This window comes from Clostridium vincentii, assembly GCF_002995745.1.
Taxonomy (GTDB): Bacteria; Bacillota; Clostridia; order Clostridiales; family Clostridiaceae; genus Clostridium; species Clostridium vincentii.
In genome coordinates, this window is sequence record NZ_PVXQ01000022.1 from 12,354 (window position 1) to 29,146 (window position 16,793).

20 protein-coding genes are annotated in these 16,793 nt (G+C 30.0%); 7 read left to right on the plus strand and 13 right to left on the minus strand.

Features of this window, described 5'->3' with window-relative positions; translation table 11 throughout:
• Positions 1 to 16: 16 nt before the first annotated feature.
• The 4 genes from CLVI_RS10500 to CLVI_RS10515 form a co-directional block, all read right to left on the minus strand.
• Positions 17 to 685 (minus strand): ABC transporter ATP-binding protein, encoded by a 669-nt coding sequence (locus CLVI_RS10500; RefSeq protein ID WP_106060085.1) that lies wholly within the window; start codon positions 683 to 685, stop codon positions 17 to 19.
• On the minus strand, positions 669 to 1,436 hold the full coding sequence (locus CLVI_RS10505; protein WP_106060086.1) for an ABC transporter permease: 768 nt from the start codon (positions 1,434 to 1,436) through the stop codon (positions 669 to 671). The genes CLVI_RS10500 and CLVI_RS10505 overlap by 17 nt, the downstream gene beginning before the upstream one ends.
• Entirely contained in the window at positions 1,411 to 2,388 is a 978-nt protein-coding gene (locus CLVI_RS10510; RefSeq protein WP_106060087.1) for an ABC transporter substrate-binding protein, read from the minus strand. Before CLVI_RS10510 ends, CLVI_RS10505 begins: the two co-directional genes overlap by 26 nt.
• A gap of 312 nt (positions 2,389 to 2,700) precedes the next feature.
• Positions 2,701 to 3,120, minus strand: a complete 420-nt coding sequence (locus CLVI_RS10515) for a YaaR family protein (protein ID WP_106060088.1) — start codon at positions 3,118 to 3,120, stop codon at positions 2,701 to 2,703.
• A 143-nt stretch (positions 3,121 to 3,263) separates the two neighbouring features.
• On the opposite strand from CLVI_RS10515, the gene CLVI_RS10520 reads away from it, so the two are divergent.
• The gene (locus CLVI_RS10520; RefSeq protein WP_106060089.1) at positions 3,264 to 4,403 is read left to right on the plus strand and encodes a DEAD/DEAH box helicase; all 1,140 of its coding nucleotides are present in this window, start codon (positions 3,264 to 3,266) and stop codon (positions 4,401 to 4,403) included.
• Positions 4,404 to 4,434: 31 nt separating this feature from the next.
• Here CLVI_RS10520 and CLVI_RS10525 read toward each other — a convergent pair whose 3' ends face one another.
• The 5 genes from CLVI_RS10525 to CLVI_RS10545 form a co-directional block, all read right to left on the minus strand.
• Positions 4,435 to 5,187, minus strand: coding sequence for a LytR/AlgR family response regulator transcription factor (locus CLVI_RS10525; RefSeq protein WP_106060090.1), 753 nt, complete (start codon positions 5,185 to 5,187; stop codon positions 4,435 to 4,437).
• A gap of 12 nt (positions 5,188 to 5,199) precedes the next feature.
• Entirely contained in the window at positions 5,200 to 6,501 is a 1,302-nt protein-coding gene (locus CLVI_RS10530; RefSeq protein WP_170065644.1) for a sensor histidine kinase, read from the minus strand.
• Between the two features lie 128 nt (positions 6,502 to 6,629).
• Complete coding sequence (gene hslO, locus CLVI_RS10535) at positions 6,630 to 7,514, minus strand: Hsp33 family molecular chaperone HslO (protein ID WP_106060092.1); 885 nt, start codon at positions 7,512 to 7,514, stop codon at positions 6,630 to 6,632.
• Positions 7,504 to 8,265: a class I SAM-dependent DNA methyltransferase gene (locus CLVI_RS10540; protein ID WP_106060093.1), complete on the minus strand. Its 762-nt coding sequence runs from the start codon at positions 8,263 to 8,265 to the stop codon at positions 7,504 to 7,506. Before CLVI_RS10540 ends, hslO begins: the two co-directional genes overlap by 11 nt.
• A gap of 46 nt (positions 8,266 to 8,311) precedes the next feature.
• Positions 8,312 to 8,584 (minus strand): alpha/beta-type small acid-soluble spore protein, encoded by a 273-nt coding sequence (locus tag CLVI_RS10545; protein WP_106060094.1) that lies wholly within the window; start codon positions 8,582 to 8,584, stop codon positions 8,312 to 8,314.
• A 202-nt stretch (positions 8,585 to 8,786) separates the two neighbouring features.
• Between CLVI_RS10545 and CLVI_RS10550 the strand changes: the two genes are divergently transcribed.
• The 4 genes from CLVI_RS10550 to dapD all read left to right on the plus strand — a co-directional run bounded on the left by CLVI_RS10550 (position 8,787) and on the right by dapD (position 12,293).
• Positions 8,787 to 9,782, plus strand: a complete 996-nt coding sequence (locus tag CLVI_RS10550; RefSeq protein ID WP_106060095.1) for an aspartate-semialdehyde dehydrogenase — start codon at positions 8,787 to 8,789, stop codon at positions 9,780 to 9,782.
• Between the two features lie 16 nt (positions 9,783 to 9,798).
• Positions 9,799 to 10,677 carry a 4-hydroxy-tetrahydrodipicolinate synthase gene (gene dapA / locus CLVI_RS10555; protein ID WP_106060096.1) on the plus strand — a complete coding sequence of 293 codons (879 nt, stop codon included), beginning with the start codon at positions 9,799 to 9,801 and terminating at the stop codon, positions 10,675 to 10,677.
• A 12-nt stretch (positions 10,678 to 10,689) separates the two neighbouring features.
• On the plus strand, positions 10,690 to 11,442 hold the full coding sequence (gene dapB, locus CLVI_RS10560; RefSeq protein WP_106060097.1) for a 4-hydroxy-tetrahydrodipicolinate reductase: 753 nt from the start codon (positions 10,690 to 10,692) through the stop codon (positions 11,440 to 11,442).
• 140 nt (positions 11,443 to 11,582) lie between these two features.
• Positions 11,583 to 12,293, plus strand: coding sequence for a 2,3,4,5-tetrahydropyridine-2,6-dicarboxylate N-acetyltransferase (dapD, locus tag CLVI_RS10565; RefSeq protein ID WP_106060098.1), 711 nt, complete (start codon positions 11,583 to 11,585; stop codon positions 12,291 to 12,293).
• A 98-nt stretch (positions 12,294 to 12,391) separates the two neighbouring features.
• Here the strand turns inward: dapD and CLVI_RS10570 are convergent, their stop codons facing one another.
• Positions 12,392 to 13,048, minus strand: a complete 657-nt coding sequence (locus tag CLVI_RS10570) for a single-stranded DNA-binding protein (RefSeq protein WP_106060099.1) — start codon at positions 13,046 to 13,048, stop codon at positions 12,392 to 12,394.
• Positions 13,049 to 13,159: 111 nt separating this feature from the next.
• Entirely contained in the window at positions 13,160 to 13,918 is a 759-nt protein-coding gene (locus tag CLVI_RS10575; RefSeq protein WP_106060100.1) for a polysaccharide deacetylase family protein, read from the minus strand.
• 101 nt (positions 13,919 to 14,019) lie between these two features.
• Here CLVI_RS10575 and CLVI_RS10580 point away from each other — a divergent pair, with 101 nt between their 5' ends.
• Positions 14,020 to 14,565 carry a DUF4364 family protein gene (locus CLVI_RS10580; RefSeq protein WP_106060101.1) on the plus strand — a complete coding sequence of 182 codons (546 nt, stop codon included), beginning with the start codon at positions 14,020 to 14,022 and terminating at the stop codon, positions 14,563 to 14,565.
• Here CLVI_RS10580 and CLVI_RS10585 read toward each other — a convergent pair.
• Positions 14,540 to 15,427, minus strand: coding sequence for a YncE family protein (locus CLVI_RS10585; RefSeq protein WP_106060102.1), 888 nt, complete (start codon positions 15,425 to 15,427; stop codon positions 14,540 to 14,542). The genes CLVI_RS10580 and CLVI_RS10585 overlap by 26 nt on opposite strands.
• A 150-nt stretch (positions 15,428 to 15,577) precedes the next feature.
• On the opposite strand from CLVI_RS10585, the gene CLVI_RS10590 reads away from it, so the two are divergent.
• Complete coding sequence (locus CLVI_RS10590) at positions 15,578 to 15,826, plus strand: TIGR03905 family TSCPD domain-containing protein (protein ID WP_106060103.1); 249 nt, start codon at positions 15,578 to 15,580, stop codon at positions 15,824 to 15,826.
• A 161-nt stretch (positions 15,827 to 15,987) separates the two neighbouring features.
• Here the strand turns inward: CLVI_RS10590 and CLVI_RS10595 are convergent, their stop codons facing one another.
• Positions 15,988 to 16,791 (minus strand): N-acyl homoserine lactonase family protein, encoded by an 804-nt coding sequence (locus tag CLVI_RS10595; protein ID WP_106060104.1) that lies wholly within the window; start codon positions 16,789 to 16,791, stop codon positions 15,988 to 15,990.
• Between the last annotated feature and the right edge of the window lie 2 nt (positions 16,792 to 16,793).

Consider the following 16,793-nt stretch of genomic DNA (forward strand, 5'->3'; position numbering starts at 1 on the left):
TCCTCCTCTTTAGTAATTAAATAAGTTTAATTATTTCTTCTTTAAATTTTAATAGATTATTTGTAAATATCCCTTTAATATCAAAGGGTTTTCCTCCAAGAATATATATATTTCCCTCCATGTATATGGCCTCATCTACATCATGAGTTACAAATATAACCATCCTATTTTCATTTTTAAAAATGATTTTTAGTTCCGCCATTATAGAATACTTTGTCTTATAATCAAGGGATTTAAATGGCTCATCCATTAAAATTAATTTTGACGGTTTAAGTAGTGCCCTGGCTATATTGACCCGCTGCTTCATTCCTCCACTTAACTTTTCTGGATATTTGTTCTCTAAATCCTCTATATGTAAAAGTTTAAATATTTCTTTTAATTTACGATCTACGTCTTCTTTTTTATAGTAATCATAGATAAATAGTTCCATATTTTCTTTTACTGTAAGCCAATTAACTAGCCTATCTTCTTGAAAAATATAGCTTATATCGCCTTCTTTTATGCCAATTATATCTCCTGAATCCGCTTTTAAAAGTCCTGATAATATATTTAAAAGAGTACTTTTGCCTCCACCCGATTCCCCTATAATACAATTAATATTTTCAGAATCAAGTTGAAGATTAAATTTATTAAATACAAATCTACCATCAAAACTTTTACATAGATTGTTAATTCTTATCTTCATACTTCCACCTATAAACCCTCTTAACTAATAGTTTGTTTGCTTTATCAAATAGTATTGATAAAATAGCTATAATTATAATCCAAGCGAAAATCCCTGTAGTATTAAAGTTCACCTTTTCAATTTGAATTGCAGAGCCCATTCCAAACTTTGGTTGTCCATGAACTTCCCCTGCTATAACTACCTTAAATGCTAATGAGAAGGTAGACATCATAATTCCTGTAATATAAAACTTTATTACAGGTATGTAAATTTTCTTTATTTTTTCCTTAGTAGATACATTGTATATTTGGCACATCTCCACTAGGTTTTTATCTACTTTTTTTAGTGAACTTAATACCCCTTCATATAATATAGGAAATACTATTGCAAAACCTACAATAAAAGGGGCATTGTCCTTATCAAACCAAACAATGGCAAGTACAACTAATACCATTGTTGGTATTATTTTGCCTATTGCATTAATTGGTTTTAAAAAGTTTCTAAAAAAGGGGTACACTAAAGAAAGTACCCCTAAAATTACTGCTAAAAACATGGCAGCTGTGAAACTAATTATTGCTCTAAATAAACTACTAAAAATATTTATTAATGATCCTTCTTCTTTGAATATATCTCCCATGGAAATCAATATTTTTTCTACCCTTGGAAGATAAATTTCATTATTAATTTTTATAGAAACAATCTCCCATAATATTAGTAGTATTATACAAGATATTAATTCTTGTTTTTTACTTTTCCATGAAAACCCCTTCATCTGGAACCTTTCCTCCTATAGACTTAGGATCTAAGTCGTTAAGTTTATTGAAATAAGTTTCGTATTCTACATAACAATCTTTAATTCTAACAAAATTAATATTTGCTTTCTGTATTGCAGTTGGAATTATACTTTTACTTGCTGAAACACCAAGTTCCTCAGAGTATGTAGCCATTTCTTCTTTACTTTCATTTGCAAAATCACAGCTTTCTTCTAACTGTGTAAGGAATTTATCTACAAACTTGCTATCATTCTCTATTAAATCCTTTTTTATTATAACTGTAGATTGTGGAAACCCATATTCAGAATCATTTGTTTTTTTCCACTCTTCATTTAAATTCATAATAACTTTAAGATCTGGATTTTTACTTAAAACTTGTGATAACGCTGGTTCCGGAACTATTGCATATTTTGTTTTTCCAGCTAATATAAGTGGTGCAAGCTCTGCTACTCCATCTACATATGAGAAATTAAAATCATTATCTGGGTCAAATCCCATATCTTTAAATATTGCTCTTGTGACTAAATCTGGAGTTAGCCCCTTACCTATATTATATATCTCTTGTCCTTTTAACTGATCTAGAGTCTTTTCCCCTTCTGTTGATACTAAATAAAATGATCCCCACCCTATAGTTCCTGCTATTTGGTATCCTGAATCCTTATTATATTGTGTAGCTGCTATATTTGATGGAACTATTGCAATATCAACTTCTGCTTTTAAAACTTGTGCAACTATATTCTCTGAACTTTTCTCTATTGAATAGTTTACATTATAATTTTTAGCTATTTCAGGATCTTCCTTCATTATTTTAGCTGATGCCATAGATGGTAATCCATCTGGTGATATAAACTGAATGTCCTTTGTTACTACTGACTCTTCTTTAGTTTGACATCCTGTTAATATCCCTAAAGCTAATACAACTGATAAAATTATTGCGAATTTTTTATTCATTTTAATCCTCCTGATATTCTTACTCTAATATATATATTACTACAATTAATCTTATTTTTACAAGTTTACCAAAGTTATTGCTAAAATATTTATACTATACTAGTATATTCTACTCTTAATGCTCTGTATTACTTAAATGTTGTTTCTTTCTTCTAACTTTTATTCACTCTTATTTTTTTGTACTTATAAAAGTAAAATCTTTAGCTATCTCACATATATTAACCTAATCATAAACAACATCTTTTTGATACAGAGCTTTAAGGGGGAAAATCAAAAAGGAACCATACTTTAAATATGATTCCTTCTATACTTTTATCTATAAATATCGACAATTAACCCCTGTATATCATCAATAGTAGCTGCAATATCTAAATTTCCCTTCTCGTCTTCAAGCAACATACTTGTAAGTTCTCCAAGCTTTTCATCAACAGTATCTACAGTTATAAAATACTGGGTTTGCCAAAAGCTTATATCTTTTTTAGTGTCATACATGTATTGAAGTACTGATTCTAAGTATTGCTTAATCATTTTTTTATACGAATTAACATCTGCATAAGTTTTTGTAATAACAAGCCTATTACCTTTTGACTTTATATCATCGACCATTCTTTTAAGTTGTTCATGAGATTTCTTTTCTTTTTCCTGATTAAGATTCTGGGAAAAATCTTGTCTACTTGAAACAACTTTTCTTTCTTGCGTAATTGCACTTCTTCCTACTCTTCCTATTTCCATAGTATCAGTCCTTTCTATATATTCTATATTATATCAAATAATTTTTTTAATATCACTATATTCTGCGAAAGATAATATTTTTCTCGATATTTCTCTTGAAAATGTTATAATAAAAGTTATGAATACATATAAAGGAGAATAGAATGAAAACTTTTAGCGAATTAGGTTTAAATCAAAATATAATAGATGGATTAGCAAAACAGGAAATAGATACTCCTACAGAAATTCAATCTTTAACAATCTCAGGGATTCTTGAAAACAAAGATGTTATAGGTGAAGCTCACACAGGTAGCGGTAAAACTCTTGCCTTTGTAGCACCAATTTTCCAAAAAATAGATGTTACTAAAAGAGAGATGCAAGTTCTTATCCTAGCTCCAACCCATGAACTTGTTATGCAAATTGAGGCACAAATTAAATTATTAGCTCTAAACTCAGAAATCCCTGTTACCTCCATGTCAGTAATTGGAGATGTAAACATAGATAAGCAAATAAAAAAGCTTAAGGATGTTAAGCCACATATTATCGTTGGTACTACAGGTAGGGTTTTAGATTTAATTAAGAAAAAGAAGAAAATTAATGCTCAGACTATAAAAACTATAGTCCTAGATGAAGCTGATAACCTACTAGACAATACAAGTTCTGATATGGTTAAGGATGTTATTAAAACCACTATGAGAGATAGACAACTTATGATTTTTTCAGCTACAGTTAATGAAAAGACAATGGTTACTGCTAAGGAACTTATGCATGATGACCCTCTCATTATTAAAAGCCAAGGCAAAGCATCCTTGAATCCAAATATAGAGCATATGTACATAGAAGTTGCCGCAAGAGATAAATTCGAAGTGTTAAGAAAATTAATTGCTGCAACTGATCCAGAGAAAGCTTTGGTTTTCGTTAATCAGGCATATGAAATTAATCTTATTGCAGAAAAATTAAACTTTCATAACAAAGCTACCTTTGCTATACATAAAGGTGTTACTAAAGAGCAGAGACAAAATGCACTTGAAAGCTTTAGGCTTGGAAAGATAAATATACTTGTCTCCTCTGACATTTCGGCTAGAGGCTTAGATATTGAAGGTATTACACATATAATAAATCTAGACTTCCCAGGTAATACAAATGAATACTTACATCGAGCTGGTAGAACTGCTAGAGGAAATCATACAGGAATTACTATATCTTTAGTAACCCCAAGTGAACTTGCTGGAATTAGAATTTACGAAAAAACTTTTGGAATTTCGATTGAAAAGAAAACCTTATATGGTGGAAATTTAATTTAATTTATTAAAAAGGTAGCCGAAAGGCTACCTTTTATTGATTAATGGAATTTAATTTTATTAACTTTAACAGCTTACTCTTTTTTCTAATTCTTATTTTACAAGATTCTCCATTTTTCATTAAAATATAATTACCATTTTCAGATATAGTTTCTGCTTTATTTAAATTTATTAATGAAGTCCTATTCACCATGAAAAAGTTATCGCCAACCTCTTTTTCTATATCTTTGATATTCCCATCAAATTCAATCTGTCTATTTATTCCATGCAAAATTATCTTTGGAGAACTAGAATTCGATTTAAAGAATAGAATGTTTTTCTTTTCATATTCTATACTCTTTTCCCCCATATTTACAATGTACATCTCTTTAGATATTCCACTAATTCTTTTTTCCAATTCATTAGCTTTAATCAAACATTCCTCTACCCTCATAGCCATTTCTTGAAAATCATCCTTAACAATAAAATCCATAGCATCAACCTTATACTTAAAAGTTAATCTATTCAACTCACTATAAGAAGTAACAAATATAATATATCCATTAGGATCATATTTTCTTATAAATTCTGCTAATTCCAACCCATTTATATCTTGTCCCAAATCAATATCTATAAAATATATTCCTCGTGCTCCATTACCTTCTAGCTTTGAAATTAACTCTTTTATTTTGTCAGTACTTAAAGTTATTTCTAACTGTAGGTTGTTTTGTTTTATTTTTTCACCTATATACTTAGTTAATCTCACTCTCTGATTATTATCATCTTCTATAATATAAACCTTTAACATCCTCTTACCCCTTTAGTATATTTCTAGAATTTGGCTAAATTTATTATTTTCAATAATTGTATCTAAAGATGCCTTTGGATATTTTGATAAAATTTCTCTAAGAGTACTTAATCCAAGACCTCTATCCTCTCCCTTTGTTGAGAAACCTTTTTGAAATAGTTTATGAATAGGAGGAGCTTCCCCCTGCACTGAATTTTCTATTACTATCATTACGGCATTATTTCTTTTAATAAATCCAATCTCTAGCTTACCATTTTCACAAACAACTGTAGCCTCCAATGCATTATCAATTAAAATACCTATACATCTACTTAAATCAATAACATCTAAATTCACTTCTTCTACAATCTCCGCTATATCAATTATCACTTCCACTCCAAGCTCTTGTGCTTGGATTATCTTTGTTAAAATTACTCCTTTTATCTCTTTTATGGCTATATTATGTAATAACCCTATTTCTTTGTTTTTCGCATTCATATCTTTTCCTAATGGAATAATCTTTTTATTAAAATACTCCTTTAACCCAGTCATATCATCCTCTTCCATGTAACTAGCCATAGAAGATAATATATTTACATAATCATGTCTAAATTTCCTCATATCAGTATATAAAGATTCTAGATTTTCATTATAAATAGTAATAGTTTTTAATTCCTTTTCTCTTGTTTTTGATTCAACGTCACTTTTCATACTCTTATAAATAACAAATACTATGATTACACCTATAATTAAGTAACTCATTGCAAATGTTATTGTTAATGCGAAAAAATTATAACTAGTTTGACTATTATTTATAACAAATAGATTAAGAAAAAATATTATTATTATTGCTATACAACCAATAATTGATATAGACTTGCGTTTAAAGACATTTATAGCTTTAAAACCTTTTCTTTCCAAATTTATTGCAATTTTATTAATCCTTTTTGAAGTTATAATCATAAAAAATAAAAAAACCAAACAATTAATTAGCTTAACAATAAAATTATCTATTCCACTAATATTAAAATACTCAATAATCTTTGCAAAAATAGATCCAATAATAATATCAAGTATAAATGTAATAAAAAGTACTATTACAATTGATACTAAACTATTTAAAATACTATTTCTTTCTAATAACAAGAAAATCAGTATAGACCCAAATAATAATACCAGTGATATGCTTTGAGAAAAATAGGCTCCTATTATTGTCAAACTTCCTATAATAAGCATTATATACCATTGCTTCTTTTTATTAATTGTTACTAATCCTAATTCTTTAATTGAAACAAATATAGCAATACAATTTATAATTCCGCTTAAAATTAGCATAGTATCCCCCCCTATATAGGTATAATATATCATAAATATAGGGGATTTACATTTCATTCTTCTTATATCAATTTTGGGTCAAAAAAAGCTAGTAATCTCAATTTCTTGATTACTAGCTTTATAGGTTCTTATTTCTTTGCTGAATCCAGCAAATTTTTAATATCTTCATTCGTAAATTTATATTTCTTATTACAGAAATGACATACTACTTCTTCTTCTTTTCCATCATCATATATTTCTTGTAAATCTTTCTCCCCTATACTAATTAAAGCTTTCTCTATTCTATCTATAGAACAATCACATACATATTTAGGTTCAATTGACTCTAATATTTCTAAATCCATGTCTTCAAAAATCAATTCTAGTATTTCCTCAACAGTTTTTCCATCATCTATCATAGTTGTAATAGCTGGTATTTCCTCTAATCTATACATTAATAAGTCTGCGAGTAACGGATCTGCATCTGGCATCATTTGTATAATAAATCCACCGGCTGCTTTAATTGATAAATCCCTATCTACTAATACCCCTAAAGATACTGCTGATGGTGTTTGCTCGGACACTGTAAAATAATAAGTAAGATCTTCTGCTATTTCACCAGTTTGTATTGGTACTTGTCCAACATATGGATTCTTTAATCCTAAATCCTTTATTACATATAATATTCCATCTGTTCCTATAGCTCCACCAACATCTAGTTTTCCTTTATCGTTAAGAGGTAAATCTATAAATGGATTACCTATAAATCCCTTAACATATGCATCTGAGTGGGCTGTTACAGTTATTCCCTTTGCACAATTTCCACCATCTATTTTTAATGTAACTACTTCTTTTTCTGATTTTAATGTGGTTCCAATTAGAACTCCAGCTGTTAGCATTCTACCAAAAGCTGCTGACGCAACTGGAGTACATTCATGCATACTAGTTCCTTCATTAACTAAGTTGGTTGTAATACCTCCGATAACTCTAACCATTCCATTTTTCGCTATTCCTCTTACTATTTTATCCTTCATTAATTTCTACCTCCATATTTTTGCCTACTATATAAAATATTCTCTCACTTTCTTCTTTTACCGGTTCATCTTCATAACCATCATACTTACCTAATAAAGTGAATCCACATGCTCTTAATTTAGATTCTATTTCTTCTTCTCTATAGGCTCTTTCAAAATGTTCCTCTTCGAATCTTTCATATAGATCTCCTTTTTTTATAAAAAAGGTTAAAAACATATTAACTATATCATCCTCAAATGAATTTTCCCAAGTATAAAAGACCTTGTCTTCATTATATGTATATGTATTCTCACCTAATATTTTAGATAATTTATAGTAAGAATTTATATCAAACAAAAATAGTCCTCCATCTTTAAGATGACTGTAAACTCCTTTAAAATATGCTTCTAATTCTTCATCCTCTATTAAATAATTAGTTGAATCCAAAACGCAACTTATAACATCAAAACTATGATTTAAATCAAGCTGCGTCATATCTTGATTTATAATTCTAGTATTTAATCCTGTCTTTTGCAGTTTATCATAAGCCTTTGCTAACATATCATCGGATAAATCAACGGCATAAGAATTTTTAAAATCCTGTGCCATCTTTACTGTAACATTTCCTGTTCCACATGCTAAATCAAGATAATCTTCATATTTTACATTATATTTGCTAATTATCGACCTTAGTCTTCTTGCTATCATATCGTAATCTATATCTTCATTAATTAATTCATCATAAATTTTTGCGAATTCTCCATACGCCATAATCTGCCTCCAGTAGTTTTAATCTTTACTACAGATTATATTAAATCTATTTAACCTTTAAGTCAATTGATTTTCTACCAAGGATTACATCGTTAGTTGGAATATGTAACTCTTTTTTTCTTTTTGTCATTATTCCTCCTATTCTGCCTGTTTCCTCTGCAGTGAGGCCACCCCATCCTAATGAGGTCACTTTATCTTGAAGTCCAAGTTCCTCAGCTATTTCATATTTTATTTTTTCTCGAAGAACTTCTTCTTTTGTGAGTTCCTTATTTCCCTTAATCTTTGCCTTAATTATTTTTTTAAGCAGTGTATTTCCCATAATTTTCACTCCTTCTTTAATATACAAATCTATTGTTCCCCATATATATTTTATTATTCTTTTATTAAAAAATTCAACTATTTTACCATAACACTTGATATTTTGGCCATATTTCTCTATATTTAAAGGTATGTATGAAATATATTACACATTTAAAGGTATGTATTGAAATATATTTTTACACAATTTAGGAGGGATTTAAATGTATAACGTTGCAATCGTTGGGGCTACTGGAAATGTTGGCCGAATGTTCTTGAAAATATTAGCTGAAAGAAGCTTTCCAATAAAAAACTTGTATCTTTTTGCATCAAAAAGATCAGCAGGTAAAACAATTCAGTTTGAGGGAAAGGATTATGTTATTGAGGAAACTTGTGATGAAACAATCAATAGTAAGACTGGAAAACTTGATTTTGCTTTATTTTCTGCAGGTGGAGATGCAAGTTTAGAATTTGCAGCTAAATTTGCTAAAACAGGAGCTGTTGTCATAGACAATAGTAGTACTTGGAGAATGGATCCAAAGGTACCACTAGTTGTACCCGAGGTTAACCCTGAAGATATTAAATGGCATAATGGAATTATTGCTAATCCTAATTGCTCAACAATCCAAGCAATGCCAGTTCTTAAAGCACTTCAGGATACTTATGGTATTAAAAGAGTAGTTTACTCTACATACCAAGCTGTATCAGGTGCAGGAATACAAGCAATAGAAGATTTAGAGAATGGTTATAAGGGCATTGCTCCTAAGAAGTTTCCATACCCTATAACTGGTAATGTCTTGCCTCATATAGATGTTTTCGAGGAAAACGGCTATACTAAGGAAGAAATGAAAATGATAAATGAAACTCAAAAAATACTTCACGATGATACATTAAGGATTACAGCTACTACTGCTAGAGTCCCTGTATTAAATAGCCATAGTGAAAGTATAAACGTGGAGTTAGATAAAAAATTTGAAGTTTCTGATATATTCAAGCTATTAGGTAGCACAAAGGGTGTTACTGTATATGATAATGTAGATGAATTAAAATACCCTACTCCCCTTGAAGTTACAGGTAAGGACGATGTTTATGTTGGACGTATCAGACGAGACTTCAGTATAGATAACGGTCTAAATCTTTGGGTTGTAGGAGATAATATTAGAAAAGGTGCTGCTTTAAATGCAGTTCAAATTGCTGAATTAATGATAGAAAGCAAGTAAGAATGGAGGATTTCAAATGTCAATCTTTGAAGGTTCTGGTGTAGCAATTGTAACTCCTTTTACGGATAAAGGAGTTAATTTTGAAAAATTAAAAGAATTATTGAACTGGCATGTTGCTGAAGGTACTGATGCTATAATTGTTTGTGGTACAACTGGTGAAGCAACTACTATGACGGAGACAGAAAAAAAAGAAGTAATTAAGTTTACCGTAGATGTTATAAATAAAAGAATTCCAGTAATCGCAGGAACAGGTTCGAATAATACTTTACTCTCAGTTGAAATGAGTAAATATGCTGAAAGTGTAGGTGTTGATGGACTTCTTGTTATTACACCATACTATAATAAAACAAATTCTAGGGGTTTGATAAAACATTTTGAAACAATTAGTGCGGCTGTAAATACCCCAATAATTATTTATAATGTTCCAAGCAGAACAGGAATGAACGTATCTCCAACAGAACTATTAACGTTATCAAAATCTTCTAATATAGTCGCTGTGAAAGAAGCTAGTGGAAATATAAGTCAAGTTGCTCAGATTAAAGCTCTATGTAAGGATTCTATTGATATTTATTCAGGTAATGACGATCAAATTGTTGCTATAATGTCTTTAGGTGGAAAAGGAGTAATTTCTGTACTTGCAAATATTATTCCAAAAACTGTTCATAATTTAGCTAAGACATATTTAGAAGGTAATGTTAAAGAATCCTTAGCTATTCAACTTGATAATTTAAAATTATCAAATTGTTTGTTTATAGAAACTAACCCTATTCCAGTTAAGATTGCTCTTAACATGATGGGAAAAGAAGTTGGTAATCTTAGACTTCCATTATATGATATGGACTCTACTAAAAAAGAAATATTAAGATCAACTTTAGAAGAATACAAGTTAATTTAAGGAGATACACATATGATTAAAGTAATTTTAAACGGATGCTCTGGAAAAATGGGTAAAATGGTTTTTGAAACTACCTCACAATTTCCAAATATCGAAATTGTGGCTGGTATTGATAAATTTCCAGCTGAATTAGGTTTTCCTATTTTCAAAAACATTGAAGACGTAAATATAGATTATGATGTTCTATTAGATTTTTCAAGAGCTGATGCTCTAGTTAATCTTTTGGCTTTAACTGACAAGACTAAAAAACCTTTAGTTATCTGCTCAACTGGTTTCTCTAAGGAGGATTTAGCGCTAATTGATGAAAAGAGCAAGACTCTTCCACTATTTAGGTCAGCTAATATGTCCCTTGGAATTAACCTAATTAATTCTCTTTTAAAAAAGGTAGCTCCATTACTTTATGGAAACTACGATATTGAAATAGTTGAGAAACATCACAATCAAAAAGTAGATGCACCAAGTGGAACAGCTATACTTCTTGCAGACACTATTCGAGATTCTTTAACTCAACCCACAGAATATGTTTATGGTAGAGAAGGTAATTCAAAAAGAAAAGAAACTGAAATTGGTATTCATGCAATTAGAGGTGGCTCTATTGTAGGTGATCATGAAGTTATTTTTGCTGGTACTGGTGAAATTATAGAACTTACTCACAAGGCAATTTCTCGTGAGGTATTTGCAGTTGGTGCTCTTAAAGCATGTGAATACATGAGCAATATAAAAAAATCTGGTCTTTACTCTATGGATGATGTAATTGGCCTTTAATATCTAAAAAGCTCTCTATCTCAAATTCTTGAGATAGAGAGCTTTTTTTTGTATATTATATTTTTATTTTATTTTTTTGGTAAATTTTTTATATACAAACATAACTATAGTAGTAAGAGCAATTTATAGAGAGGTAATGTATGAATTATGATTTATCAGATCCATTTGAGATAGCTAGATATATAAAAGATTCCAAAAAATCAACTCCTGTAAAAGCATTTATTAATGGAGATTTAAGTAATGCAGACTTTAAAGATACTGAATGGTATGGTTCTACTGGATTTTATATGTTAATAGGAGAATGTACTGCTATTGCTAAGGTTATTTTAGATAATAAACATTTAATAAAATGTTTTAGAATAGAAAGTGATAGACGAAATTCTGCAATTCCCATGCTAGATTTATCTAGAATAGATGCTAGGATAGAACCAGGTGCAATTATACGAGATCTTGTAACTATTGGACGGAATGCAATTATTATGATGGGAGCTGTTATTAATATAGGAGCTGAAATAGGAGAAGAAAGCATGATTGACATGAATGCTGTTATCGGAGCTCGTGGTAAAATTGGCAAAAGAGTTCACATTGGTGCTGGAGCTATTATTGCTGGTGTTTTAGAACCTCCTAGTCTCGATCCTTGTGTCATTGAGGACGATGTCTTGATTGGTGCTAATGCTGTTATACTAGAGGGAATAACTATTGGACAAGGTGCTGTTGTTGCTGCTGGATGTGTTGTCACTAAAAATGTTCCTCCTAATATGTTAGTTGCAGGAGTTCCTGGTAAAATAGTAAAAAAAGTAGATATGAAAACTCGGTCTAAGACTAAACAACTTAATGACTTAAGAAATTAATACATAAAAAAGCAGCCTAAATGCTGCTTTTTAAATTGAAGATTTGTCATTATGTGTTTTTTTATGATTAACTTTGCTTTGTGTTATATTTATAAATTTTATACAGCTCCAGCTTCTTCATTAGAAGCTGATTCTTCTTTTGTTACCTTTTCCATTTTTGATACAGAAACTTCATAGGCAATCTTTTTAATCACTTCAGTTTCAGATATCTTCTTTTGATATTCTCTACTTTGTAATCTTCCCCATACCTTTATATTATCTCCAACACTTAAAGTTTGGCAAAATCTTGAGTTTCTTCCCCATGCTATAGTTGGTATATAATCAGATTTATTATATGCCCTATTAACTGCTAGTAATACATCTGCAATCTCTCGTCCAAAGGGAGTTGTCCTATATACAGGCTCTTTACATATAAATCCATCTAAATAAATCTCATTAGGATTTTTACTTCTCTCAATACAAGGTTCTATATTTCTAGCAAACACAGTAAGTATCAATTTATTTGAACCATCCATAAATTTATTATATGATCTTAATTGACCTTCTACTATAATTTCCTTACCTATTGCTAAATCAAGTTCGTTTAACAGTCTTTCTGAAACGGTAATATTTAAATAATCTACTGAATCGCTTAATCTCATAGCCTCTATGTTAAAGCTATAAAAACCCTCCCCATACATTTCATGACTAAACTCAAGTTCTGATGCTACTTTCCCCTCAAGGTATATTTTGTTATTTACCATTAAATTATCCATTTGTAACCCCTTTCTCCCTTAGTGCTAACTTATTCTAAAATAAAGAATACCCCACAAGTATATACTTCCATTATAATACATAAAATCATTACTTTTCAATATAAATTAGAATTATTTTCTAAATTGAATACCATTTTTATCAATATAAGCGTTTTCACTATATATTAACTCACCAACCGGCATAAATTTATATCCTTCACCACTAAACTCCTTTAATAGTTTTTCTAAATTACTAGGAGTGTATTTAGCATTATTATGAAACAATACTATAGATCCTGGCTTAATTTTCTTTTTTACTCTACTATACTCTACCTCTTCACCTTGTTCTTTCCAATCAACAGAATCTACGTCCCATTGTATCGGAATGTACCCAGCCTCCTCTACTATCTTGCAAGATAGATCATTGTAATCTCCACTAGGAAACCTAAAAAGCTTTGGTTTTTTACCTATGGTTTTTTCAATTATTTCATCGGTTTTCTTAAGTTCTTCCATTATTTTACCTTCCCCTATCTTAGTAAAGCTAGGATGCATATAGCTATGGTTCCCTATCTCATGCCCCCTCTCATCAATCAACTTTAGCTTATTTAAGTTTTCATCACTGTAGTTAACCCAACCGCCCATTATGAAAAATGTGGCTTTTACATTATATTTATCTAAGGTATCTAATATGCTATTAATGTAATCTATTTGAGCCCAATTTATATCAAATGTTAATGAGATTGCCTTGTCTTCTCTATCAACTTTAAATATAGGAAGCTCATAAGTTTCATTGCTGGCCTGAATATTGTCCTCCTTAAGTAAATAAGAACCTCCTATTAAACTAAATATTAATATTATTGTAAAAACTGCTCTAAATCGTCTCCATCTCACATTGTAAAACTCCTAGCATTTCTATCTTTAAATTTATATTCACGCACCTGATTTTTATGATATAATGAACACATATACTTTCATAAAAATGGAGGTTTCTTATGTTTGAAAACACAACAGAATTAGCTGAGAACAAGCTTTTACTTTTATATGTTTTAGAGGTTTTAAATAGACCAATTTCAAATACTCAATTAACTGAACTGGTTTTAGAAAATAACTTAATTAATTATTTTACTCTTCAGCAATACGTTAGTGAACTTGATTCATCTCAGTTTATATCCTATAAGGATATTAATGAAAAAAAGCTTTTAGCTATAACAAAAAAAGGAGAAAATGTACTCTCCTTCTTTAAGGACAGAATTTCTCCTTCTAAGATAACTATTGTTAATAATTATCTTAACGATAAACTTGATTTAATAAAAAAAGAATTAACTGTTCAAAGTGATTACACTTTAGAAAAAAACGATAGTTTCTTAGTTGATCTTAAGGCTCTTGAGGATAATTCGACTCTTATGGAATTAAAAATTTCAGTGCCTACAAAAAAGCAGGCTATCACACTTTGCTCAAAGTGGCAAAACAATCCTTCTGATATATATACTAATATTATTAATTTACTATTTTCTAAGGATGGTCAACAAGAACCATAGCATTAGGCTCCTTGCCTACTGTTATGGTTTTTATTATTCTCTCTTTTAGATTGATTTTACTTATTGTACCCTCCATATAATTACCTATAAATATATCATCCTGATATTTTATTACTCCTCTAGGCATTCCACCTACAAATATTTTTCTAATTTCCCTGCCCTTTTGAACATCAACTATACTTAACGACCCCTCATTAAAATTTGTAACATAGAGTTTTCCATTCTCTTCCCACAAATCAATTGGAGCCTCTCCTACCTTTATCTTTCTAATAATTTTATTGTTATCTGTAGAAATAATATCAATGTATCCATCTATATCACCTCCCAGATAACTTTCACAAAGGTATAATATTTTCTTATCCTTAGATAGCAAGATTTTTGTTGGACATTCTAATGATGTTATAGTGTCTATTACCTTATTGTTAACGCAATCAATTATAGATACTGAATTACCATCCATATTGCTAACATAAGCTATAGATTTATCTTGGTCAATATCAATACTATGAGGATATTCTCCTAAGGAAACTTCAAATATCATTTTTTCAGTACTCATATCTATTATGCTTAAAGAATTAGATTCTCCGCAAACGACGTAAAGGCTATCCTTATATCCTTTAACATCATTAGGATGCGCACCTACATAAATATTTTTGACTTCCCTATTATCCAGCAAATTAACTATAGATATGCTGTTACTATAATTATTTGCAGTAATGATATTACCCCTATAATAATCAACACCATGAGGCCCAACTCTTCCTTCTCCTGAATCCAAGGGGATATTTTTTACTGAGTAATCATTTAAGCTTACCTTGCTTAAGCTATCTGCAGCTGTATTACAAATTATAATAGATTTCACCTTTTGACCCCCTTTAGGAAACCTTTTTCACTTACAATATATGTGCTCACAGAGTTGATGGGACAACTTTCCTCATAATCTTTTACTTTATTTATTCTGGGCATCAATATATACTTATATAATACAATAAACACTAGGAGGAATAACATTATGTATACTTACAAAACAAAAGGGACATGCTCTACACAAATTGATTTTAATATTGAGAACGGTGTAATAAAGGAAGTTAAATTTACTAGAGGTTGCAACGGAAGCTTAAGTGCACTTGCTTCACTCGTTAAAGATATGAAGGTTGAGGATGCCATTTTAAAGCTTGAAGGAATTGATTGTAACGGTCGTGGAACTTCTTGTCCTGATCAATTTGCAGAGGCCTTAAAGGAATGGAAAGCTATCAATTAATTGAAAATAGCCCTTTCAAGTCATATTCAAATTATTTTGACATGCATATTCTAAAAAATAAAATCAGCAAGTAAGATTTCTCTTGCTTACTGATTTATATTTTTTCCGAAAATTAATTTTTCTATTGTTCCTACTTAAACCTTTGATGTGCATATTTCTATCTATTCATAACACTCTGGAGCATGTTTTATTGTTTTAAAGAAAGGCATATCATGTGCAAACATAACTTTAGCATTATATTTCTTTTCAAGCTTTCTTACCTTTTCAATAGAGTTAAAGTAAGCTAAATTATCATACATAAGTCCTGAAGCCTTTGCGGGAGGTCCGTAATTTTCTGATGAATATATACAATCTTGTGGGAATATTAATGTACCATCCTTCTCTAGATGAAGAACCAAACCTAGTATTCCAGGCGTATGTCCTGGTAATGTTATGACGTCTATTCCTTTAGCAAATTCAAAGTCTTCTTCTACTAAATGATATTGTTTTACTGGCACTTCTAAATCTGCCTTAATATAAGCTCCATGTTTATTAGGATCAGTACTTGAATGTATTAAAGTAAGTCCATATTCAAAATCCTTTTTGTGTACATAAATATCAGCATGTTTGAATAAGTCTAAATTTCCAGCATGATCTAAATGCATATGAGAAAGAATAACTGTTTTAATCTCTTCGGGTTTAGTATTACACAGTTCTAATTGTTTTTCTAAGCTTTGAAAATCTTCTTTATAAAAAGGAAAAACATTGCATAGCCCCTCTGGCCAATATCCTTCCATAGCTTTTGGATTACTTCCTAAATCATACAAAATCTTTCCATCTGGATGATCAATTAAAACCGCCATCACCGGAATTTTAATCCATTGATTTCTTACACTAGGCTCATTTTTTATGCCTGCTTTAGACATTGCTACCATAGAATTTTTGTCACACTCTAACCAACCAGTATCTAATACATAAACTTTCATAA